Raw genomic sequence first — 22,511 nt, 5'->3', positions numbered from 1 at the left:
GGTCAGCCCTCGCGCGTGACCGGCGCGGCCGGGGAGCTGACGTCGTAGACGCCCGCGGGCCGCTGCAGGAGCGCCAGCAGGACGTCGGCCTTGACGGGCGTCTCCTCGGCGCCGCCCCAGACGACGCGCGCGCCGGAGCGCAGCTGCAGCACGACGTCGTCGGGGCTCGTCCCGCCGGCGGTGGCCACCTGCTCGCGCAGCTCGGGCGGCAGCCCGTCGAGGACCTGGGTCACGGCCTCGACCGTGCCGGGCCGCGCGCTCACGAGGTCCACCGCCACGAGCGGGACGTCGGTCGGCACCTCCGCCTCGTGCAGCACGGTGAGGCCCGTGCGGTCGACAACGCTGTAGCCCCCTGCGGGGTCGGCGACGGCCGCCACGGGCACCCGCTCGACGACGCGCACCTCGAGGCCGGACGGCCACACGCGGGCCACGGTCGTCGTCTCGACGAGGGGCACCTGCTCGACCGCCTCCTCGAGCGCCGCGGTGTCGACGCGGGCCAGCGGCGTGCCGACGGCGGGCTCGACGAGGTCGGCGACGGCCGGGCGCTCGAGGCGCTCGAGGCCGACGACGCCGACCTCGCGCACGACGAGCAGGGGCGACCAGAGCAGGACGTACGCGAGCCCGGCCACCACGACGAGGACCGCGAGCACGGCCAGGAGGGGGCGCAGCGCGAGGCGTCGGCGCGCCCGTGCCCGCTCGGCGAAGCGCCGTGCCGTGTCCGTGGGCGGCGCCGCGGCCCGGCGGCGCCCGAGCACGGCGGCGGGGGCGGCGCCGGAGGGCGCCGCGGCCGAGGCCGCCGACGAGCGGCGCAGGTGCACCGGCCCGGGGCTCCCCGGCCGGGACGCCGGCGATGAGGGATCGCGGGACGCCGGCGAGGAGGAGCTGCGGGCGACCGGCGAGGACGAGGTGCGGGACACCGGCGACGACCCGCCGCGCGGGCGCGGCGGCAGGCCGCCCTGGGGCGGGCGGGGGCGGCCGTCCCGGCGCGCGGGGGCGCCGTCGAGGTCGTCGTCGTCGTCAGCGGAGGCGGCCGCACGGGTCCGCTCGTCGGCGTCGTCGAGGGGCTCGGGCGCCTCGACCCGACCGGGGCCACGGCCGGGGCCGGCCGGAGGGGCCTCCCCCTCCGGAGGGGCTTCGGCGGCCGGTCGGGCCCGCGGCGCCAGCGGTCGCCGGCTCACGCCGCGCCACCACCGGTCGTCGCGGCGGGCGAGCGGCGCTCGAGCTCCCCCAGCACCTCGCCCGCGACCATCGTCACGTCACCGGCTCCGATGGTCAGCACGAGGTCACCGGGCCGGGCGCGCCCCGCGGCCTCCCGCGCGGCGTCGCCCCACGAGGGCACGTACGCCACGCGCTCCGGGGGCAGCGGCACGGCGCGGGCGACGAGCCCGCCGGTCACCCCGGGCACCGGGTCCTCGCGCGCCGCGTAGACGTCCATGACGACGACCTCGTCGGCCGCCCCGAGCGCGGCGCCGAACTCGCCGGCGAAGTCCATGGTGCGGCTGTAGAGGTGGGGCTGGAAGACGGCGACGAGGCGCCCCTCCCCCGCCACCTGGCGGCCCGTGGCGACGGCCGCCGCGACCTTGGCCGGGTTGTGCGCGTAGTCGTCGTAGACGCGCACGCCGTCGGCGCGGCCGCGGTCCTCGAAGCGGCGCCGCGTGCCGGTGAAGGCCTCCAGGCCGGCCACGGCGGTGGCCGGGGGGACGCCCAGGCGCGTCGCGGCCGTGTAGGCGGCCGCGGCGTCGAGGGCGTTGTGCAGCCCGGGCACCTGCAGGTGGACCTCGCCCTCGCGGCGGCCCGCGTCGACGAGGGCGAACGACGTCCGCCCTCCCTCGGGCTCGAGGTCCTCCAGGCGCACGTCGGCGGCCGCGGACTGCCCGTAGGTGACCACCCGGGGCCAGGCGCCGGGCTCGCGCTCGTGCGCCCGCGCGACAGCCGCGGCGAGCCGGGCCGCGCCCGGGTCGTCCGCGCAGGCCACGAGGACGCCGCCGGGACGCACGCGCCCCGCGAAGGCGCCGAAGGCCCGCTCGACGGCCGCCGCCTCGCGGTAGTGGTCGAGGTGGTCGGGCTGGACGTTGGTGACGACGGACAGCTCGGGCTCGTAGACGAGGAAGGACGCGTCGGACTCGTCGGCCTCGGCGACGAAGAGGTCCCCCGTGCCCTCGTGGGCGTTGGTCCCGGCGCCGCGCAGCTCGCCGCCGACGGCGAAGGACGGGTTGAGGCCCGCGTGCTGCAGCGCGACGACGAGCATCGACGTCGTCGTCGTCTTGCCGTTGGTGCCCGCGACGGCGACCGCCCGGCGGTCGGCCATGAGGGCCTGCAGGCCCTGCGAGCGGTGCAGGACACGCAGGCCCCGCTCGCGGGCGGCGACGAGCTCGACGTTGTCGGCGCGGATGGCCGAGGAGGCGACCACGGTCCCGGCGCCGTCGAGGCGGGCCGCGTCGAAGCCGGCGGCGACGCGACCGCCGACGGCGCGCAGCGCCGCCAGGACGGGCACGTCCTTGGCGTCGCTGCCGCTCACGGGCAGCCCGCGGGCCAGCAGCACGCGCGCGATGCCCGACATGCCCACCCCCCCGACGCCGACGAGGTGCACGCCGCCGAGCTCGGCGGCCGGCGGGACGGGGGCGGCGACGTCGAAGGCCAGCGGCACGTCGCCGGACAGGAGGTCGGCGTCGGCGGCCGCGACGTCCCCGGAGGACGGGACCCCGGCGGTGGGCGCGGCGCTCACGAGCGGCCCGCCGCGGCGAGCACGAGGTCGGCGAGGCGCTCGTCGGCGTCCCGCACGGCGCTGGCCCAGGCGGCGGCCGCCATCGCCGCGAGCCGCGGGCGGTCGACGAGGAGCGGGAGGAGCTGCTCGCGCAGCCACGCCGCGTCGAGGTCGGCGTCGGCCACGAGCAGGGCCCCGCCGGCCTCGACGACGGGCTCGGCGTTGCGCCGCTGCTCGCCGTTGCCGATCGGCAGCGGGACGAAGGCCGCCGGGAGGCCGACCGCGCTGACCTCGCAGACCGTCCCGGCGCCGGAGCGGCACAGCGCCGCGTCGGCGGCGGCGTAGGCGAGGTCCATGCGGTCGGTGTACTCGAGGACCCGGTGGACGGGGCCGCCCGCCCGGTGCGCCGCCACGACGGCCTTGCCGGCGCCGGTGAGGTGGAGGACCTGGACGCCCGCCGCCTCGACGTCCGGCCACGCCGCGGCGACGGCCTCGTTGAGCCGCTGCGCCCCCAGCGACCCCCCGACGACGAGGAGGGTCGGGCGGTCGGGGTCGAGGTCGAAGTGCGCCACGGCCTCCCCCCGGAGGGCGGCGCGGTCGAGGTGCGCGAGCGCCGGGGCCATGGGCAGGCCGACGCGCACGGCCCCCCGCAGCGGCGTCCCCGGGAAGGTCGTCGCGACGTGGGGGGTGAGCCGGGCGCCGAGGCGGTTGGCGACGCCCGGGCGGGCGTTCTGCTCGTGGACGACGACGGGCACGCCGCGCCGTCGGGCGGCGAGGTAGGCGGGCACGGCCACGTAGCCGCCCATGCCCACGACGACGTCCGCGCCGTGCGGCCCGCAGGAGGCGAGCGCGCGGTCGGCCGCCGCGACGGCCGCGCGCAGGCGGCCGGGCAGCGAGAGCAGCTCGGCCGACGGGCGCCGCGGCAGCGGCACGCGGGGCACCAGCGCCAGCTCGTACCCGCGCGCCGGCACGAGACGGGACTCCAGCCCGGCCTCGGTGCCGAGGGCGAGGAGGGCGGCGTCGGGGTGGCGGCGCCGCAGGGCGTCCGCGAGCGCCAGCATCGGGTTGACGTGCCCGGCGGTGCCGCCGCCCGCGAGCAGCACCGAGGGCGGCCGGGTGGCGGCGTCCTCGCCCTGCCGCTCCGCGGCGGCGGAGGACGAGGAGGACGAGGAGGGCGCGGAGGACGACGCGGGGCGCGGGGCGGTCACCGGGCGGCCCCGCGCTCGGCTCGCCGGGGGCCTCGGCGCCCGCGGCCGGTCGGGCCGCCCGCCGAGCGCCGCGAGAGCGGGGCGGCGGCCACGACGAGCGAGCGCCGGACGACGCCGGCGCGGGTGGCGAGCAGCGCCGGCGCCCCGGGCTCGGTGCGCGCGAAGGAGAGCACCACCCCGAGGGCCAGCAGCGTCGCCACGAGGGCGGAGCCGCCCGCGCTGACGAGCGGCAGGGGCACGCCGATGACGGGGACGAGGCCCAGGACGACGGCCATGTTGACGAGGGCCTGGCCGACCACCCACGCCATGACGCCCGCGGTGACGACCTTGGCGAAGGGGTCCTCGTGCCGCTTGATGACGCGCATGCACCCCACCGCGAGCGCGCCGAAGAGGACGAGCACGAGCAGCGTCCCGAGCAGGCCCAGCTCCTCGCCGATGATGGAGAAGATGAAGTCGTTGTGGGCCTCGGGCAGGTAGGACCACTTCTCCCGGCTCGACCCGAGGCCGAGTCCCGTGACCCCGCCGCCGGCGAGCGCCATGAGCCCGTGCGCCGACTGGTAGCAGCCGCCCTGCGGGTCGCACTCCCCCGAGAGGAAGTCGCCGATGCGGGTCATCCGGTTGGGGCTCGTGAGCACCATGACGGCGGCGACCGCCGCGAGCGCCGCCGCCGGGAGCAGGAGGATCTTCGCGGGCACGCCCGCGACCCACAGCGCGGCCGCGATGACGAGCATGACGACCATGCCCGTGCCGAGGTCGTGGCCGAGCAGCACGAGCCCCAGCACGCCGCCGGCCACCGGCACGACCGGCACGGCGACGTGCTTCCAGTCCCGCAGCAGGGGCGCCTTGCGCACGAGGACGGCGCCGAGCCACACCGCGAGGGCGAGCTTGGCGAACTCCGAGGGCTGCAGCGAGAAGCCGCCGACGTAGATCCAGTTGCGGTTGCCCCCGACCTCGTCCCCCAGCGGGCTGAAGACGAGCAGCTGGAGGACCGCCGCGAGGCCGACCGCCGGCCACGCCAGCGCCTTCCAGACCCGGACCGGCACCCGTGAGGCGGCGTAGGCCAGCGGCAGCCCGAGCACGGCGAAGAGCAGCTGGCTCGTGAAGGCCGCGAACGGCGAGTCGCCCGCCTGCAGCGACTCCACGCTCGAGCTCGACAGGACCATGACGAGCCCGAGGACGACGAGGATCCCCGTGGTGGCGGACAGCAGGTAGAAGCTCGTCGCGGGCGTGTCCGCGCGCGCGACCCACGACGTCACCACGTCGCCCGCGCGCTCCAGGGCGCGGCGCGGCGCCCCGCGGCGGAGGTCGGGCGCCGGGTGGGCGCCGGCCCGGGGCGCCGCACCGGCGGGGCCGGGGCGGCGCGGAGCGCGCTGCTCGGGCGGGCGGGCGGTGCCCTGGTGCGGACGGGCGGGCGAGGTCCTCGAGGCCACGGTCAGCGCCCGCCGGGGCCGTCGGCGCCGCCGGTGCGGGCGAGGACCGCCGCGGCGAAGGCGTCACCGCGCGCGCCGTAGTCGGTGAACTGGTCCATGGATGCGCACGCCGGGGCGAGCAGGACGACGTCGCCCGGGCGGGCCAGGTCGCCGGCGAGCGCGACGGCGCGGTCCATGACCGCGCGTCCCGTCGGCGCCGCCGTCGGGGCCGTCGTCGGAGATGCCGCGAGCTGAGCCACCCCCGCATCCTGCGACTGCTCGACCTCCACGACGGGGACCTCGGGGGCGTGTCGTCGCAGGGCCGACCGCAGCGGCTCGCGGTCGAGCCCCACGAGCACCACGCCGCGCAGCCGGTGGGCGTGGCGGGCCACGAGCTCGTCGAAGGAGGCGCCCTTGGCGAGGCCCCCGGCGACCCACACCACCGGGTCGAAGGCCGTCAGCGAGGCCGACGCGGCGTGGGCGTTGGTGGCCTTGGAGTCGTCCACCCAGCGCACGCCGTCCTCCTCGGCGACGAGCGCGATGCGGTGGGCGTCGGGGCGGTACCCGCGCAGCGCGTCGCGCACCGCCGCGGGCGGCACGCCGTGGGAGCGCGCGAGCGCCGCGGCGGCCAGCGCGTCCTCGACGACGTGCGGAGCGGGCCCGGTGCCGCCCGAGGCGGCCAGGAGGTCCTCCAGCGTGCCGAGCTCGGCGGCCGAGCTGGACCGCTCGGCGACGAAGGCGCGGTCGGCGAGGACGTCCTCGACGACGCCGAGCATGCCCACGGAGGGGACGCCGAGCGTCACGCCCACCGCACGGGCGCCGTCGACGACGTCGGCCTCGCGCACGAGCCGCTCCGTCACCGGGTCGGCGACGTTGTAGACGCACGCGCGCTCGACGCCCTCGTAGACCCGGCCCTTGGCGGCCGCGTACGCCTCCATGCCGCCGTGCCAGTCCAGGTGGTCGGGCGCGAGGTTGAGCACGGCCGCGGACTGCGCGGCGACCGAGGAGCTCCAGTGCAGCTGGTAGCTCGAGAGCTCGACCGCGAGCACGTCGTACGGCTGCGGGTCGACGACGGCGTGCAGCACGGGCGTCCCCACGTTGCCGACCGCCGCGGTGCGCAGGCCGGCGGCGGAGAGCATCGCGGCGAGCATCCGCGTCGTCGTCGTCTTGCCGTTCGTCCCCGTGATCGCGAGCCACGGCGCGCGGCCGGGGCTGCCCGGCGGCGGCTGCAGCCGCCACGCCAGCTCGACGTCGCCCCAGACGGGGACGCCGGCCGCGGTCGCGGCCGCGAGCAGCGGCGCGGTGGGCCGCCACCCGGGCGAGGTGACGACGAGGTCGGGCGCCGCGCCGTCGACGCGCGGCAGGTCGCCGCCGAGCGCGGCCGCGGCGTCGTCGCCGAGGAGCGCCCGGACGTCCATGACGTCGAGGACGCGGACCTTCTCGCGCTCCTCCGCCCCGTCGCGCGCGTCGACGACGAGGACCCGGGCACCGCGCTGGGCGAGCGCGTCGGCGGCGGCGAACCCCGACGCGCCGACGCCGGCGACGACGACGCGCAGGCCCGCCCACTCCGCGCCGGCGTCGACGAGGGGCGCGGTGCGGGCGGTGACGGGCTGCTCCCCCGGGCCGAGGGGGCTCACAGGCCCGTCCCGACGACCCACTCGGCGTAGAAGATGCCGAGGCCGAGCGCCGCGAAGAGCACGGCGACGATCCAGAAGCGGATGACGATGGTCACCTCGGCCCACCCGGCGAGCTCGAAGTGGTGCTGCAGGGGCGCCATGCGGAACACCCGTCTCCCGGTGAGCTTGTACGAGCCGACCTGGATGACCACGGACAGCGTGATGATGACGAAGAGGCCGCCGAGGAGGACGAGCAGCAGCTCGGTGCGCGAGAGGATCGCGAGGCCGGCGAGCGCGCCGCCGAGGGCCAGCGACCCCGTGTCGCCCATGAAGATCTTGGCGGGCGAGGCGTTCCACCACAGGAAGCCGAAGCAGGCGCCCATGAGGGCGGCCGCGACCACGGCGAGGTCGCGCGGGTCGCGCACCTCGTAGCAGTTGGGCCCCGCCGTCGCGACGCTCTGGCAGCTCTGGTTGGACTGCCACACCCCGATGAGCAGGTAGGACCCGGCCACCGCCGTCGTCGCGCCCGTGGCGAGGCCGTCGAGGCCGTCGGTGAGGTTCACGCCGTTGCTGGCCCCGGCGACCATGAGCAGCGCCCAGACGACGAAGAGCACCGTCCCCAGCAGGGCCCCGGCGAAGGCCAGGTCGACGCCCGTGTCGCGGATGAAGCTGATGCTCGTCGACGCCGGCGTGCGGAACCGGTCGTTGGGGAACTGCAGCGCGAGGACGGCGAAGACGACCGCGACGCCGATCTGCCCCAGCAGCTTCGGCAGGCTCCGCAGCCCCAGGCTGCGCTGCTTGGAGATCTTGATGTAGTCGTCGAGGAAGCCGACGACGCCGAGGCCCGTCATGAGCAGGAGCACGAGCAGGCCCGAGGCGGTGGGCGCGTCGAGCGTGGCGAGGTGGGCGCCGAGGTAGGCGAGCACCGTCGCGGCGACGATGACGACGCCGCCCATCGTCGGCGTGCCGCGCTTGGTCTTGTGCGTCGTCGGGCCGTCGTCGCGGATGAACTGCCCGTACCCCTTGCGCACGAGCCAGCGGATGAAGACGGGCGTGCCGAGCAGCGACAGGACGAGCGCGAGGGCGGCGGCGACGAGGACGGTCAGCACGCGGCGCCCCCCTCCCCGGCCGCGGAGGACCGGTCGGAGGGCGGGGCGTCGGACGGCGGGGCGTCGGCGACGAGCTGCTCGCCGAGGGCCCGCAGGCCCGCGGCGTTGGAGGACTTCACGAGGACGACGTCGCCCGGGCGCAGCTCCGCGCGCAGCAGGGCGAGGGCCTCGTCGACGTCGGCGACGTGCACGGCCTCGTCGCCCCACGAGCCCTCGTGCTGGGCGCCGGAGTGCACCGCGCGGGCGCCCGGCCCGACGGCCACGAGGTGGGAGACGTTGAGGCGCACGGCGAGCCGGCCGACGAGGTCGTGCTCGACGGTGCTCGAGGCGCCCAGCTCGAGCATCTCCCCGAGCACGGCCCAGGTGCGGCGCTCGCGCCCGTCCGGGCCGCGGCGCATCGCGACGAGCGCCTTGAGCGCCGCGCGGACCGACTCCGGGTTGGCGTTGTAGGCGTCGTTGACGACGGTGACGCCGTCGGCGCGCTCGGTGACCTCCATGCGGGCCCGGCTCGCGGGGACGGCGCTGGAGAGCACCGCGGCCACCCGCTCGAGCGGCAGGCCGAGGTGCAGGGCCACCGCCGCCGCGGCGACGGCGTTCGCGACGTGGTGCTCGCCGACGAGGCGCAGCGCGACGCGCGCCTCCTGAGGGGCGCCGTCGCCGGGTCCTGCTCCCGTCCCCGGGCCCGCCCCTGCGCCCGCTCCTGTGCCCTCCCCTGCGCCCGCTCCCGGGCCGAGGCGCGAGAGGAGGCGGAAGACCGCGCGCCCGCCCGCGTCGAGGTCGACGTCCTGCGCCCACACGGCGGCGCCCTCGCCCGACCCGGCGGCCCGGACGGCGAGCACGCGGCCGCGGGTGCGCGCCGCCATGCGCGCCACCCGCTCGTCGTCGGCGTTGAGCACGGCCGCGCCGCCCTCGCCGAGCGCCTCGGGCAGCTCGCCCTTGGCGCGCTCGATGGCGTCCACCGAGCCGAACTCGCCCACGTGCGCGGAGCCGACGTTGAGGACGACGGCGACGTCCGGCGGCGCCACCCGGCACAGCGCGGCGACGTGGCCGACGCCCCGCGCCCCCATCTCGAGGACGAGGTGGCGGGTGCCCGGAGGCGCGGCCAGGACCGTCAGCGGGAGGCCGACCTCGCCGTTGTAGGACATCGGCGTGGCGGTGGTCGGGCCGAGCTCGGCGAGCAGGACGGCCAGGAGGTCCTTCGTCGACGTCTTGCCCGCGCTGCCGGTGATCCCGACGACGACGGCGCCCTCGGCGCGCAGCGCGTCGACGTGGTGGCGGGCGAGCGCCTCGAAGGCGGCCTGGACGTCGGGCACGACGACCTGGGGGCCCGCCAGGTCGCCGTCGGGCCCGGCACCGGGGTCCGTCACGGGGCGCGCGACGAGGCTCGCGGCGGCGCCGGCGGCGACGGCCGCGACGACGAAGTCGTGGCCGTCCGCGCTCTCCCCCGAGCGGGCGACGAAGAGGCCGCCCGGCTCGACCGACCGCGAGTCCGTCGCCGCGGGCGCGCTGACGTCCGGCCACCCGTCGGCGGCGGCCCCCTCGGGACCGTGGGCGGGCAGCCGCAGCTCACCCCCGACGACCTCGGCCAGGCGCTGCGGGGACAGGGGGATCATGCGCTCTCGCTCTCGTCGGGGCCGAGCAGCGCGTCCAGCGCCGCACGGACCTCGTCGCGGTCGTCGAAGGGGTGGACCACGCCCGCGACCTCCTGGCCGCGCTCGTGGCCCTTGCCGGCCACGAGGACGGTGCCGTCCTCGCCGGCGGCGTCCAGGGCCGCGCGGATGGCCGCGGCGCGTTCGGCGACCTCCAGGACCTGCGGGGCCGGCCGCGCGCCCCCGGGGGCGCCGCCGTCGGGCTCCGGCGCGGTGGCCCCGGCCAGGACGGCGGCCCGCACGGCCGCCGGGTCCTCCGAGCGGGGGTTGTCGTCGGTGACGACGACGACGTCGGCGTGCCGGGCGGCCGCGGCGCCCATGGGGCCGCGCTTGCCGCGGTCGCGGTCGCCGCCGGCGCCGAGGACGACGACGAGCCGCCCGCGCGCGCTGGGGCGCACCGCCTCCAGCGCCGCCGCCACCGCGTCCGGGGTGTGGGCGTAGTCCACGAGGACGCGCGGGACGCGGGGGCCCCCCGGCCCGCCGGCCGGGCGCGAGGGAGCCACGACCTGCAGGCGCCCGGGCACCCCGCCGGCGCGCGCGAGGCCGGCCGCCAGGGCGTCGGACGTCGTCGCGCCCGGCAGGAGCGGCGCCGCCTCGAGCAGCACGACGGCGGCGAGCGCCGTGTTGGCGACGTTGAAGGCGCCGGGCAGCGGCGCCCGCAGCGGCAGGCGCAGCCCCTCGGTCCCCGCCAGGACGAAGCGCGTGCCGGTGCTCTCCACCTGCGGGTCCAGCGCCACCCAGTCGGCGTCCTCGCCCGGCCGCGCCCCCGGCCGGGTCGTCACCGTCGTGACGGGCACCCCGGCCTCCCGCGCGAGGCGCTCGCCCCAGGCGTCGTCGACGACGACGACGCCCCGGCGGGAGCGCTCGGGGGTGAAGAGCGACGCCTTGGCGGCGAAGTAGTCCTCCATGCCGTCGTGGAAGTCGAGGTGGTCCTGCGAGAGGTTCGTGAAGGCCGCGACGTCGAGGACGACGCCGTCGACGCGGTGGAGCACGAGCGCGTGGCTCGAGACCTCGAGGGCGGCCACCTCGACGCCGGCGCGCTCCATCCGCCCCAGGAGCGCGTGGAGGTCGGGCGCCTCCGGCGTCGTGCGCGTGCTGGCCAGGACCTCGCCCGCGACGCGCGTCTCCACCGTGCCGACGAGGCCCGTGGTGCGGCCGAGCGCGGACAGGGCCCCCTCGAGGAGGTAGGCCGTCGTCGTCTTGCCGTTGGTGCCCGTGACGCCGAGGAGCACCGGGGCGCGCCCCGGGGTCGCGTGGACGCCCGTGCGGTGCACGCGCGCCGCGAGGTCGCCGAGGACGGCGCGCGGGTCGGGGACGACGAGCACGGGCGCCCCCGCGGCCGCCGCGCGAGCGGCCCCCGCGGGGTCGGTGAGCACGCAGGCCGCACCGGCGGCGACGGCCGCCGCCGCGAAGTCGGCGCCGTGCGCGCGCGCCCCGGGGAGGGCCGCGTAGAGGTCGCCGGGGCGCACCGCGCGGGAGTCGAGCGTCGCCCCGAGGACCCGCACGCCCGCGGCGTCGCCGTCGACCCGCGCGCCGGGCAGGGCCGCGACGAGGTCGGCCAGGTCGACGCCGGGGACCGCTCCCCCGCCCTGCTCGACGGCGTGCGCGCTCGTCGCGGCCTCCGGCCGCCCCTGGCTCGACGCGGCCTCCGGCCGCCCTGGGCTCACCGGGGCCTCCGGCCGACCGCCGCCGCGGGCGGCGTCGTCGGTCGGCTGGGGCACCCCGGGAGGCTACCGGCGCGCGGACGGGCCCCCCGCCGCGCCGCCGAGGGGGCGGGGGCGGGGCGGTGGAGGGCCGGCGCCGCCGGCTCCGGGCGGCTCACCAGGTCTGCGGGTAGAGGCGCGCCGGCTCCGAGGACGGCAGGTCGCCGCGGGCGGTGAGCGCGTAGGACATGACGTCCTTGAACACCGGCGCCGCCACCTGGCCGCCGTAGAAGCCGTTGGTCGGGCGCTGGACGATGACGGCGACGACGACCTGCGGGTCGTCGGCCGGGGCGTAGCCGATGAAGGAGCTCGTGTAGCCGGTGTAGCCCCCGCGGTCGTCCGGGGCCTCCGCCGTCCCGGTCTTCCCGGCCACGCGGTAGCCGGGGATCGCGGCGTTGTCACCGGTGCCCTCGGCGACGACGCCCTCGAGCATCGTCGAGACCTGCTGCGCCGTCCCGGGGCTGACGACGCGCACGCCGGGGGGCCGGTCCGCCGGGTGCTCCGTGCCGTCGGGGTCGACGGTGCCCTCGACGAGGCGCGGGGGGACCCGGACGCCGTCGTTGGCGATGGTGGCGTAGACCTCCGCCGCCTGCAGCGCGTTGACGGAGACGCCCTGGCCGAAGAGGACCGTGTACTGCTGGCGCCCGTCCCAGTCGTCCGCCGCGGCGAGGATGCCCGGCGTCTCGCCCGGCAGCTCGATCCCCGTGCGCTCGCCGAAGCCGAAGCGCCGCATGTAGTCGTGGCGCTGCTCCCGCGTGAGGCGCTCGCCCACGCGGACGGTCCCGGTGTTGGAGGACTCCCCGAGGATGCCGGCGAAGGTGAGCCTCTCGAGGTCGTGGTGGTGGGAGTCGCGGAAGGACTGGCCGTTCGCGGCCTCCCAGGTGTAGGGCACCTCGAACTGGTCCAGCGGCTCGACGACGCCCTCCTCGAGGGCCGCGGCCGCCGTGACGACCTTGCTCGTCGAGCCGGGCTCGAAGACGTCCGAGACGGCGCGGCTGCCCAGCGCGGCGGGGTCGGCCGAGGCGAAGTCGTTGGGGTCGACCGTCGGCGACTCGGCGAGGGCGAGGACGTGCCCGGTGCCCACCTCGAGCGCGACGACGCTGACCCACTCGGCGCCGGCCTGCTCGCGCATCGCGGTCGCCCGCTCCTGCGCCGTCCACTGCAGGTCGCGGTCGATGGTCAGGCGGACGTCGGAGCCGGGCACGGGCTCGACGCGCTGGCTCTCCCCCATGGGGATGGCCTGGCCCATGCGGCCGCGCTCGACGCGCTGGAAGCCGTCCGTGCCGGCCAGCTCGTCGTCCATGACCGCCTCGACGCCGCCCAGGCCGGCGTCGCCGTCCCCGCCCGTGTAGCCGAGGACGTTGCCGGCCAGGTCACCGCCCGGGTAGGTGCGGCTGAAGCGCGGCTCGGACGTGATGCCGGCGACGCCCAGGGCCTTCACCCGCGCCCACAGCTCCGGCGGGATGTCGCGGGCGACCACGCTCCAGCGGGTGCCGCCGCCCCGGGTCAGCGCGGCGCGGACGTCCGCCGGGTCGCGCCCGAGGAGCCCGGCGAGGTCGGCGACGGCGCCGTCCAGCCCCTCGGAGACGACCTCGCCGTCGGCGTCCTCGCGCTCGTAGCCCTCGGCGGCGATCTGCGGGTCGGCGATGACGTCGCGGCGCTCCACGCTCGCGGCGAGGACCTGGCCGCTGGCGTCGAGGATGCGCCCGCGCTGGGCCAGCAGCGGCTGCTCCATCCCCATGCGGTCGGCGAGCGCCTGCTGGGCGACCGCCTCGGCGTCGACGGCCTGCACCTGCACGAGGCGCCCGGCGAAGACGACGAGGAGCGCCAGCACGAGCGCCAGGATCAGCCGCGCGCGCCGCTCGTGGCGCACGAGCGGCCTCGCGGGGTGGTGGGGAGTGCGGTGCGGGCTGCGGTCGGGGCCGGGCATCAGGGCGCGCTCTCCTCGGCGGTGCTGTCGTCGGCGGTGCTGTCGGCGGCGGTGCTGTCGTCGGCGGGGGCCGCGTCCTCGGCCCGGTCGCGGGCGGTGCGGTCGCCCTCGGCCGCCACCTCGGCGGGCGGCGGCTCGTCGGCGGCGAGGTCCTCGACGCCGACGTCCGCCGGGGCGGGCGAGGCCGCGGCCGTCCCGGGCGCCGCCGCGCCCCCCTCACCGGCGGGCGGCGCGAGGGCGGGCGCGGGCGCGCCGACGACGACGCCCTCGGGGAGCCGCACGAAGCCCGTGGTGCCCGACGGCACCATCCCGAGGTCGGCGGCGCGACGGCCGAGCTCCTCGGGGGCCGCGCTGCGCTGGACCTCCTCGGTGAGCGCCTGGCGGCGCTCCCCCGCCTGCTGCTGGCGGGCCTGCACGTCGTGGAGCTCGTAGGCCCCGTGCGACAGCGAGATGTTGAGCAGGAGCACGGCGAGCAGGGACGCCAGGACGACGACCGCGCACAGGGCGCCGAAGGGCAGCCGCCGGCGCGAGGAGGCCGGCGGTGCGACGAGGCGCACGCGCGGCGCGGCGGCCTCACGACCGGCTCCCTCGCGACCGGCCCCCTGACGACCGGGCAGCGGCCGGGCCGGCGCCGCGGCGCGCGCCGTGGCGGCGGCCGCGCCGGCCGGGGGGCGGGGCGCGGGGCGGGAGCCGGGCCGGGCGCCCGCGCTGCGCGCCAGCGGGGACGCGGCCCGGGCGGACCGGCTGCGAGGCGGCCCGAGGGGGCGCGCGGGCCGGGCGGCGCCGGTGGCGCTGACGGCTCGAGCGGCGCTGGCGGCGCTCATGCGGCGCTCCTTCGGAGGCGGCCCCCGCGGACGCGCTCGGCGGCGCGCAGCCGCACCGACGCGGCTCGGGGGTTGCGGGCGGTCTCGGGCTCGGGCGCCGTCTCGGCGCCCCGGGTGAGCAGGCGCAGCAGCGGCGCGTGCTCGGGCAGCTCGACCGGGAGGTCGGGCGGTGAGGTGCTGGCCGCACCGGCGGCCAGCACCTGCTTGGCGATCCGGTCCTCGAGGGACTGGTAGCTCATGACGACGACGCGGCCGCCGACGGCGAGCGCGTCCACCGCCGCCGGGAGCGCGCGGCGCAGGGCGTCGAGCTCCCCGTTGACCTCCACGCGCAGCGCCTGGAAGGTCCGCTTGGCGGGGTTGCCGCCCGTGCGGCGCGTGGCCGCCGGCACGGCGTCGCGCACGAGGTCGGCGAGCTCCCGCGTCGTCCGCAGCGGCGCGGCCTCGCGCGCCGCGACGACGCGGTCGGCGATGCGGCGGGCGAAGCGCTCCTCGCCGTACTCCCGCAGGACGCGCGCCAGGTCGCCGGCCGGGTAGGTGGCGAGCACGTCCGCCGCCGTCGGGCCGCCGGTGGGGTCCATGCGCATGTCGAGAGGCGCGTCGCGGGCGTAGGAGAAGCCCCGGTCGACCTCGTCGAGCTGCAGCGACGAGACGCCGAGGTCGAGCAGCACGCCGCCCACCTCGCGCACGCCGAGGTCGGCCAGGGCGCGGGGCAGGCCGTCGAAGACCGTGCGGACGAGGTGGACCCGGTCGCCGAAGGGGGCCAGGCGCTCCCCCGCCAGAGCGAGCGCCTGCGGGTCCCGGTCGAGCCCGACGAGCACCGCGCCCGGGCAGCGGCGCAGCAGCGCCTCGGCGTGGCCGCCCATCCCCAGCGTCGCGTCGACGACGACGGCGCCCTCCGCCGCGAGCCCGGGGGCGAGGAGGTCGACGCACCGCTCGAGGAGGACGGGCACGTGGCGGTCGGCGGTGCCGCGCTCGGTCGCGGCGCCGCGAGGGGGCTCGTCGGGGAGGCGGTCTCCCGCCGGGGGCGCGACCGCGTCGGGCTGCTCGCCCATGCCCGCCCCCTCTCCCGCGGCCCGGGGGCCGCGCGTCCGCCGCGTCCCGCCGCCGGGACTGGTCCCCATCCGCTCCGGCCGGTCCCGGGGCCTGGCGCCGGGGAAGTGCGCCAGGACCTGGGGCGGCGGGAGCGGCTGGAGGCCGGACCGGGCGCCGGGTGGTGCTCGTGTGACTCGTGTGACTCGTGTGACTGCTGTGAACCGTGTGACCGGCTGTGCTGCCCGTCACGCTGTGCTGACCGATCGTGCAGGTCAGGGGCCCGCGGGCCGGGGAGGCGCGCGGCGCGTCGCCCCGGGGCCGTGCCGGTCGGACCGGCGCGGGACCCCCCCTCAGAAGAGGCCGGGCACGACCTCCTCGGCGGTGCTGGCGAAGGACTCCTCCTGCTCGGCCAGGTAGGCCTCCCAGGCGGCGGCGTCCCACACCTCGATGCGGGTGCCGGCCCCGATGACGACGACGTCGCGCTCGAGGCCCGCGTAGGTGCGCAGGGGCTGCGGCACCGTGATGCGCCCCTGCCGGTCCGGGACCTGGTCGAACGCCCCCGCGAGGAGGACGCGCGCGTAGTCCCGGGCCTGCTTGCTCGTCACGGGCGCCTGGCGGAGCTGCTCGTGCAGCTCCTCGAACGCCCGCTCCGGGAACACGTAGAGGCAGCGCTCCTGCCCCTTCGTGACCACCAGGCCGTCGGCCAGCTGGTCCCGGAACTTCGCCGGGAGGATCAGTCGGCCCTTGTCGTCGAGGCGCGGCGAGTGAGTGCCGAGGAACACCGGCCGCTCCTCCCCTGCGAGCCCCGACCACCCCTCCCCCGGTGCCCGGGAGGGCCGGTCGGCGCTCTCCCGCTCCGACGTCCCCCACCGTACTCCACTTCGCCCCACCGTCAACGCGCCGCGCGCCCGTCGGACCACCCGTCCGGAGCAGTGCGGTCGACGTCTGCGCAGGTCAGCGCGTCAAGACGGCAGACGGGCGGCGGTGGGGGGCGGTGGAGGGCCGGTGGGGGCGCGCGGCACCTCGAGGGGCGCCGTCGTCCGGCCGCCCGGCCGCAGAGCCCCGCTGGTGCCCTGCCGGTGCCCTGTCGGGGCCTCGGCAGGGGCGGGGAGGTCGCCCGCCGGGTGGCCGCGGAGCTCGGGTGGAGGGAAGTGGTGGGCGGGCCGGGCGCACGGTCGGGGACCGGTGGGGCGGCCGGTGGGGCGTCGGGTGGGGCGTCGGGTGGGGCGGCGGGTGGCGTCGGGTGGGGCGGCGGGTGGCGTCGGGTGGGGCGGCCGGTGGGGAACGGGCGGGGCGGCCGGTGGGGAGCGGGGGGGCTCCGAGCGCGCCCCGTCCGGGGGACGCCGCGGGAGGGCCTCGTGCCCGGGAGGGGGCTCACGTACCGTGCGCGGGTGACGTCGACGACCGCGCCACCGAGCGCCGGCACGGCGGGTGCGGCGTCGCCGCCCCCGCCCTCCCCCGAGGAGCTCGAGCAGGCGCGGCGGGTCGCCACTGCCGTCGTGGACGAGGTGCGGGCCGTCGTGCGCGGCAAGGACGAGGTCGTCCGCACCGCCGTCACGACGCTCGTCGCGGGCGGGCACCTCCTGCTCGAGGACGTCCCCGGCGTCGGCAAGACCGTCCTCGCGACGGCCCTCGCCCGCTCGGTGGACCTCAGCGTGCGGCGGATCCAGTTCACGCCGGACCTGCTGCCCAGCGACGTCACCGGCGTGAGCATCTGGGACCCGGGCGAGCGCCGCTTCACCTTCACCCCCGGCGCCGTCTTCGCCGGGCTCGTGGTCGCCGACGAGATCAACCGGGCCTCCCCCAAGACGCAGTCCGCGCTGCTGGAGTGCATGGCGGAGGGCCACGTCACCGTCGACGGCACGACCCACGCCCTGCCGACCCCCTTCTTCGTCGTCGCCACGCAGAACCCCGCCGACATGGAGGGCACCTACCCCCTCCCCGAGGCGCAGCGGGACCGCTTCCTCGCGCGCGTGTCGGTGGGCTACCCGGCTCCCGACGAGGAGGTGGCCGTGCTCCTCGCGCGCAGCGGCGGGGCCGCGGTCGACCCGCTGGACGCCGTCCGCCCCGTCGCGGACGCCGCCGACGTGCGGCGCCTGGTGGACCTGGCGGCCCGCGTGCACGCGGCGCCCGCGCTCGTGCGCTACGTCGTGGACCTCGCGGCCGCGACGCGCGAGCACCCCTCCGTGGTGCTCGGCGCCTCCCCCCGCGCGGCCCTGCACCTCCTGCGCGCCGCTCGCGCCCGGGCCCTGCTCGCCGGCCGGCCGCACGCGCTGCCCGACGACGTGCAGGCGCTCTGCGGCCCCGTGCTGTCCCACCGGCTCGTCACGGTGGACCGCGGCGACCTCCTCGCCGACGAGCGGGCCGCGCGGTCGGCGCTCGACGACGTCCTCGCCCGCACGCCGGTCCGGGGCGGCTGAGGAGCCGTGACCGGACGGGCGCGGGGTCGGCGGCGCGGGGCCGCCGCGCGCGCCCGCGCCTCCTGGGGCGCGCTCACGGCACGGGGGGCGGCGATCACCGCCACGGGCGTCGTCGCCGCCGCCCTCGGCGTCGCCCTGGGCCACCGCGACCTCGTGCGCCTGGCCGTCCTCCTGCTGGTCCTCCCCCTCGCCGCCTGGGTCGGGGCCCGCGCCGCGTCGCCGTCGCTCGTCGTCGACCGCGCCGTCTCCCCCGGCGTCGTCCCGGTCGGCGGGAGCGCCTCGGTGCGCCTCGACCTCCACGGCCGCGGCCGGGGCGGCCGCACCCTGCTGGCCGAGGACCTCGTGCCGCCGGCGCTGCGCGCCAGCCCCCGCTTCGTCGTCGAGGCGCTGCCCGAGGGGACGTCGGCCTCCGTGCGGTACGCCCTGCGGGGCGAGCGCCGGGGCCGCCACCCCGTGGGGCCGCTGCGGCTCGTGGTGCAGGACCCCTTCGGCCTCGTGGCGGTCACCCGCTCGACGACCGCCGTCGACCCCCTCCTCGTCGTGCCCGCGCTCGTGCCGCTGGCGCCGGTCGCCGTGCGCGGGGACTCCGCGGGCGCCTCGTCCGTGGACCCGGGCGCGGGCGAGGACGACGTCGTGCCGCGCGAGTACCGCCCCGGCGACGACCGGCGCCGGGTGCACTGGCGCACCAGCGCCCGCCGGGGCGAGCTCATGGTCCGGCGCGACGAGCGCCCGCGCCGCGCGGGCGCCTCGGTGCTGCTCGACCGCCGCGCCGGCGCGGTGACGGGCGCGGACGACGCCCGGGGCGTCGCGGCCTTCGAGCGCGCCGTCGCGGCGGCGGCCTCGGCCGCGGAGCGCCTGGCGCGCGACGGCCTCGCCGTCCGCCTCCTGCTCGGCGGCCCCGGGGACGCGGTGCGCGCGGACGCCCGCGGTCGCGCCGCCCGGCTCGAGCGCCTGGCCCTCGTGACGCCCGAGGCCGCTGCGGGCACGACGCCGCAGGCCGCTGCGGAGCGCGCCGACGAGGCGGGCGCACCGGACCCCGGTCGCCCGGGCGGCGGTGGGAGGGGCGAGGACGCGGCGGAGGCGGCGGTCAGGGAGCTCCGCGGCCGCCGGGAGGACCTGCTCGTCGTCGTCTGCGGCCCTCGGGAGGCGCGCGCCCTGGCCGCCGCGCCGGCGCGGCGACGGCTCGCGCTCGTCGTCGCGCGCGGGGACGAGGGCGCCGGGACGGGCGCCTCGGGCGGCGAGGAGCCGGCCCGGTCGTCCCCGGCCAGGAGCGGCGCCGCCGGCACGGGCACCGCCGAGGCGGGCGCGGACCAGGTCGGGGACGCCGTGCGCGCCCTCCGGGCCGCCGGCTGGGGCGCCGCGCGCCTCGGCCCGGACGACGACCTCTCCGGCGCCTGGGCCGCCGCGCTGCGCGGCGGCGGCGGAGCGGGCGCGCCGGACGACCGGCGCGCCGCCCCCTCCGCGAGCCGGGCGGCCCGGAGCCGTCCCGCGGGCGCGCGGGGCGCCGCGTGAGCGCCGAGCGCCGCCCCGGCGGGCGCGAGGGCGTGCCGCCGGGCGCCCCCTCGCTCCTCGCCGGCGTGGCCGTCCTCGCGGCGGCCCTCTCGGTCCTGCCGCTCGTCGACGGGCCCGGCTGGTTCGTCGACGCCGTCGTCGTCATCGTCGTGGTCGGCCTGGTCGGCGTCGTCCTCGACGCGCTGACGTCGTCGGCGCTCGTCCGCACCGGCGCGCAGGTCCTCGCGGCGCTCATGGTCCTGACCGCCCTCTACGCCCCCGGCAGCGGCGTCCTGGGGCTGCTGCCGGGCCCCGGCGCCGTCGCGTCGGGGCGCCTCCTCGTCGACGAGGGCATGGCCGTGGTCCGGTCCTCCCTGCCGCCCGTCGCCGACCCGCAGGGCCTGCGGCTGCTCGTCGTCGGGGGCGTCGGGGCCGTCGCGGTGGCGGTCGACCTGCTGGCCGTCCGCCTCGGGCGCGTGAGCGCCGCCGGCGCGCCGCTGCTGGCCCTCGTCGCCACCGCCGCCGCGCTGCAGCGCACCGGGCTGCCCGTGGCGGCCTTCGTCGTCGCCGCGGTGCCCTACCTCCTCCTCCTGCGCGCGGAGAGCCGCTGGCGCGAGGGGCGCTGGGGGCGCACGGCCACCCGGTGGCGCCGCGGCGGCGGACGGGCGACCCGCCCGCGCCCGCCGCTGGTGGCCGTCGCGGCGACGGCGGCGGTCGCCCTGCTCGCCGCCGTCGTCGTGCCCGCCCTCGGGCCGTGGGGCGGCACCGGCCTCCTCGGGGCGCAGGGCTGGGGCGGCGGGCCCGCCGGCAGCGGGCCGGGCGGGGCCCGCGTCAACCCGCTGCTGAGCCTGGCGGACGACCTCGGCGAGCGCTCGGACGCGACGGCCCTCACCTACCGCCTCGAGGGCGGCGGCCCGGCCACCGAGCCCCTGCGCCTCGTGACGGTCGACGTCTTCGACGGCGACACCTGGCGCCCCCGCGACGACGGCAGCCCCCTGCAGCCCCTCGAGGAGGGCGTGCCCGAGCCGCCCGGCCTCGACGTCGGGGCGGCCGTCGACGCGGGCGTCGCCGTGCCGCAGGTGCTGCAGGTCCAGGTGGCCGCGCTCCGGCAGGAGTACCTGCCCGCCCCCTACCCCGCCACCGCGGTGGAGCTGCAGCCGGACGCCGGCGACTGGGGGGTGCGCCCGGGCACGCTCGACCTCGTCGGCGAGGGCGGCACGACGACGACCGAGGGTCAGACCTACACCGTCCGCTCCCTGCGCCTCGTGCCGGATGCCGCCGACCTCGTCGAGGTGGGCGGCCCCCCGGCCTCGGTCCGGACCACGTGGACCGAGCTGCCGGACGACCTGCCGCCGGCGATCGGCGAGCTCGCCGAGCAGGTGGCGGGCGACGGCGAGCCCCTGCAGCGCGTGGCCCGCCTGCAGGCCTTCTTCCGCGACGACGGCGGCTTCACCTACAGCGAGGAGGCGCCGGGCGGCACCGGCGCCGGCTCGGTGGCGGCCTTCCTCGACCGCCGCTCCGGCTACTGCGTCCACTTCGCCTCGGCCATGGCGCTGATGGCGCGCTCCCTCGGGCTCCCCGCGCGCGTGTCCGTGGGCTTCCTGCCGGGGACGGCGCAGGCGGACGGCAGCTACCGCGTGCGCCTGAGCGACGCGCACGCCTGGCCCGAGGTGTACCTCGGCAGCGACGGCTGGGTGCGCTTCGAGCCGACGCCCGGCGTCCGCACCGGGGCGGCGCCGCGCTGGAGCACCGTCGACGCGGCGGACGCGGCGGTCGCGGCCCAGGAGGAGGCGCAGTCCCCCGCCCCCGCGCCCGCGCCTGCCCCCGCCGAGCCAGGACCGGTGGGCCAGGTGCCGGAGGCGGACGGCGCCGCCCCCGGGGCGTCGGACCCGGCGGCCGACGCCGGGGCCCCTGTCCTCGCCCTGTCCCTCCTCGCGGGTGCGCTGCTCCTGGTCGTCGCCCTCGGTCCCGCCGCCGCGGCCGGCGTGCTGCGGCGGCGCCGGTGGCGGGCGGCTCGGAGGGCGGCCGCGGCGGGCTCGCCCACCGCCCTCGTCGAGCGCGCCGAGGAGGACCTGCGGCGCGGCCTCGCCGACCTGGGCCTCGCCCCGCAGGCGTCCGACACCCCGCGCGCCGAGGAGCGGCGCCGCGCCCGGCTCGCCGGCGTGGAGCCGGACGACGGTGACGGGCACGGGGACCGGTCGCCCGTCCTCGCGGGCGTCGCCGCCCACGGCGCGGGCGAGGGCACCGGCTCCTCCCGCCCGACCGTGGCGGACCCGCGCCCCGCCTCGACCACGGCGCCGCTCCCTCAGGAGGCGGCGGAGGTGGAGGAGGCGGTCGGCGTCCGCGACCGGCTGCGGCGGCAGCGCGAGGCGCTCGAGGCCGCGCACTACGGCGTCCCTCAGCCTCAGGTCGAGATCGAGGTCGAGGGTCCGGGAGCGGTGGACGACCGCGGGCGGCGCGCGAGAGCTGCCGCCCGCGAGGCGCGGGTCGACGTCGACGTCGTGCTCGCCGCCGTCGCGGCCCGGTGCCCGCGCCGGCAGCGCTGGCGCGCCCGCTGGGTGCCGATGGCGCGGCTGCGGCGCTGACCCGGCCGGCGGGGCGGCGGCCCGCAGGGGGCGTCAGGACCGCACATCGCCCCAGGCCTCAGCACGCCTGCCTGGGCGGACAGAGCGACAGAGGTGCGCGTCGCCGCTCTCGGAGCCGGCCGTCGTACGGCTCGAGCTCGAGGACCGCGCCCGCTCCCGGCGGCGACCCCTCTCACCGCAGCCCTCCGAGGACGACGTCGCCCGGGCGCCGCAGCGGGACGGGCGCGCGCCGCGACGTCGGCGACCCGGTCGGTGACGGGCGCGCACGAACACCCAGAGGCACGACGTCGTGAGGGCCGGGCGGACCTCTCGGTCCTCCCGGCCCTCACGGGTGCCGTCGTGCGGTCAGCGACCGCCCTCGTCGCGGCGCTTCTGCCACCGCTCCTCCATGCGCTCCATGAAGGAGCCGGAGGACCCGGGAGCGCCCTTGCCGCCGCGGACGGTGCGGCCCGGCCGACGTGCGGTGCGGCCGTCGCCCTGGACCACGCCGACGGGCCCGGGCGCCGGCGCACGGCGCGGGCTCGAGATGGCGTAGGCGGCTCCGGCCAGCATGAGGACGAAGGCGACGACCCCGACCAGCACCTGCTGGGAGGCCACGCCCACGACGAGGAGGAGCAGACCCACGACGATGCCCGCGCCGCCGAGCAGCAGGCGGCCGGCCGAACCGCCGCGGCGGTGGGAGCCCTTCATCGCCGAGGCGAACTTCGGATCGTCGTTGAGGAGCTGCTGCTCCATCTGCGAGAGCAGGCGCTGCTCGTGCTCGGACAGCGGCACAGGACCTCCCCGGTGTGGCGGCGCGACCGCCACCAGCGGCGCGTCCGTGCACCAGAG

General features: G+C 79.3%; 16 protein-coding genes. 3 read left to right on the top strand and 13 right to left on the bottom strand.

Annotation, left to right across the window (positions count from 1 at the left end; genetic code table 11):
- Positions 1–2: 2 nt before the first annotated feature.
- The 12 genes from Q0789_RS01825 to mraZ form a co-directional block, all read right to left on the bottom strand.
- On the bottom strand, positions 3–818 hold the full coding sequence (locus tag Q0789_RS01825; protein ID WP_298801518.1) for an FtsQ-type POTRA domain-containing protein: 816 nt from the start codon (positions 816–818) through the stop codon (positions 3–5).
- A gap of 356 nt (positions 819–1,174) precedes the next feature.
- Positions 1,175–2,725: a UDP-N-acetylmuramate--L-alanine ligase gene (gene murC / locus Q0789_RS01820; RefSeq protein WP_298801516.1), complete on the bottom strand. Its 1,551-nt coding sequence runs from the start codon at positions 2,723–2,725 to the stop codon at positions 1,175–1,177.
- The gene (locus tag Q0789_RS01815; protein WP_366917600.1) at positions 2,722–3,765 is read right to left on the bottom strand and encodes a UDP-N-acetylglucosamine--N-acetylmuramyl-(pentapeptide) pyrophosphoryl-undecaprenol N-acetylglucosamine transferase; all 1,044 of its coding nucleotides are present in this window, start codon (positions 3,763–3,765) and stop codon (positions 2,722–2,724) included. Before Q0789_RS01815 ends, murC begins: the two co-directional genes overlap by 4 nt.
- Positions 3,766–3,908: 143 nt before the next feature.
- Complete coding sequence (gene ftsW, locus Q0789_RS01810; protein ID WP_298801512.1) at positions 3,909–5,342, bottom strand: putative lipid II flippase FtsW; 1,434 nt, start codon at positions 5,340–5,342, stop codon at positions 3,909–3,911.
- A gap of 2 nt (positions 5,343–5,344) precedes the next feature.
- Positions 5,345–6,958 carry a UDP-N-acetylmuramoyl-L-alanine--D-glutamate ligase gene (murD, locus tag Q0789_RS01805; protein WP_298801510.1) on the bottom strand — a complete coding sequence of 538 codons (1,614 nt, stop codon included), beginning with the start codon at positions 6,956–6,958 and terminating at the stop codon, positions 5,345–5,347.
- Positions 6,955–8,046: a phospho-N-acetylmuramoyl-pentapeptide-transferase gene (mraY, locus tag Q0789_RS01800; protein ID WP_171203780.1), complete on the bottom strand. Its 1,092-nt coding sequence runs from the start codon at positions 8,044–8,046 to the stop codon at positions 6,955–6,957. Before mraY ends, murD begins: the two co-directional genes overlap by 4 nt.
- Entirely contained in the window at positions 8,040–9,659 is a 1,620-nt protein-coding gene (locus Q0789_RS01795; RefSeq protein ID WP_298801505.1) for a Mur ligase family protein, read from the bottom strand. The genes mraY and Q0789_RS01795 overlap by 7 nt, the downstream gene beginning before the upstream one ends.
- Positions 9,656–11,236 carry a UDP-N-acetylmuramoyl-L-alanyl-D-glutamate--2,6-diaminopimelate ligase gene (locus tag Q0789_RS01790; RefSeq protein WP_366917599.1) on the bottom strand — a complete coding sequence of 527 codons (1,581 nt, stop codon included), beginning with the start codon at positions 11,234–11,236 and terminating at the stop codon, positions 9,656–9,658. Before Q0789_RS01790 ends, Q0789_RS01795 begins: the two co-directional genes overlap by 4 nt.
- Before the next feature lie 277 nt (positions 11,237–11,513).
- Positions 11,514–13,328 (bottom strand): penicillin-binding protein 2, encoded by a 1,815-nt coding sequence (locus Q0789_RS01785; protein ID WP_298801501.1) that lies wholly within the window; start codon positions 13,326–13,328, stop codon positions 11,514–11,516.
- On the bottom strand, positions 13,328–14,152 hold the full coding sequence (locus Q0789_RS01780; RefSeq protein WP_298801499.1) for a hypothetical protein: 825 nt from the start codon (positions 14,150–14,152) through the stop codon (positions 13,328–13,330). Before Q0789_RS01780 ends, Q0789_RS01785 begins: the two co-directional genes overlap by 1 nt.
- Entirely contained in the window at positions 14,149–15,204 is a 1,056-nt protein-coding gene (rsmH, locus tag Q0789_RS01775; protein WP_298801497.1) for a 16S rRNA (cytosine(1402)-N(4))-methyltransferase RsmH, read from the bottom strand. The genes Q0789_RS01780 and rsmH overlap by 4 nt, the downstream gene beginning before the upstream one ends.
- Before the next feature lie 330 nt (positions 15,205–15,534).
- Entirely contained in the window at positions 15,535–15,966 is a 432-nt protein-coding gene (gene mraZ, locus Q0789_RS01770) for a division/cell wall cluster transcriptional repressor MraZ (RefSeq protein ID WP_171204286.1), read from the bottom strand.
- Positions 15,967–16,683: 717 nt separating this feature from the next.
- Between mraZ and Q0789_RS01765 the strand changes: the two genes are divergently transcribed.
- From Q0789_RS01765 to Q0789_RS01755, 3 genes are read left to right on the top strand one after another with little or no spacing between them, the layout of a single operon-like run.
- On the top strand, positions 16,684–17,604 hold the full coding sequence (locus tag Q0789_RS01765) for an AAA family ATPase (protein WP_363325974.1): 921 nt from the start codon (positions 16,684–16,686) through the stop codon (positions 17,602–17,604).
- 6 nt (positions 17,605–17,610) lie between these two features.
- Positions 17,611–19,116, top strand: coding sequence for a DUF58 domain-containing protein (locus Q0789_RS01760; protein WP_298801491.1), 1,506 nt, complete (start codon positions 17,611–17,613; stop codon positions 19,114–19,116).
- Complete coding sequence (locus Q0789_RS01755; protein WP_298801488.1) at positions 19,113–21,680, top strand: transglutaminase domain-containing protein; 2,568 nt, start codon at positions 19,113–19,115, stop codon at positions 21,678–21,680. The genes Q0789_RS01760 and Q0789_RS01755 overlap by 4 nt, the downstream gene beginning before the upstream one ends.
- 345 nt (positions 21,681–22,025) lie before the next feature.
- Here Q0789_RS01755 and Q0789_RS01750 read toward each other — a convergent pair whose 3' ends face one another.
- Positions 22,026–22,454, bottom strand: a complete 429-nt coding sequence (locus Q0789_RS01750; RefSeq protein ID WP_298801486.1) for a DUF3040 domain-containing protein — start codon at positions 22,452–22,454, stop codon at positions 22,026–22,028.
- Positions 22,455–22,511: the final 57 nt, after the last annotated feature.

This window comes from uncultured Pseudokineococcus sp. (assembly GCF_947499845.1).
Lineage (GTDB): Bacteria > Actinomycetota > Actinomycetes > Actinomycetales > Quadrisphaeraceae > Pseudokineococcus.
This window is presented reverse-complemented; position numbering and strand designations above follow the sequence as displayed.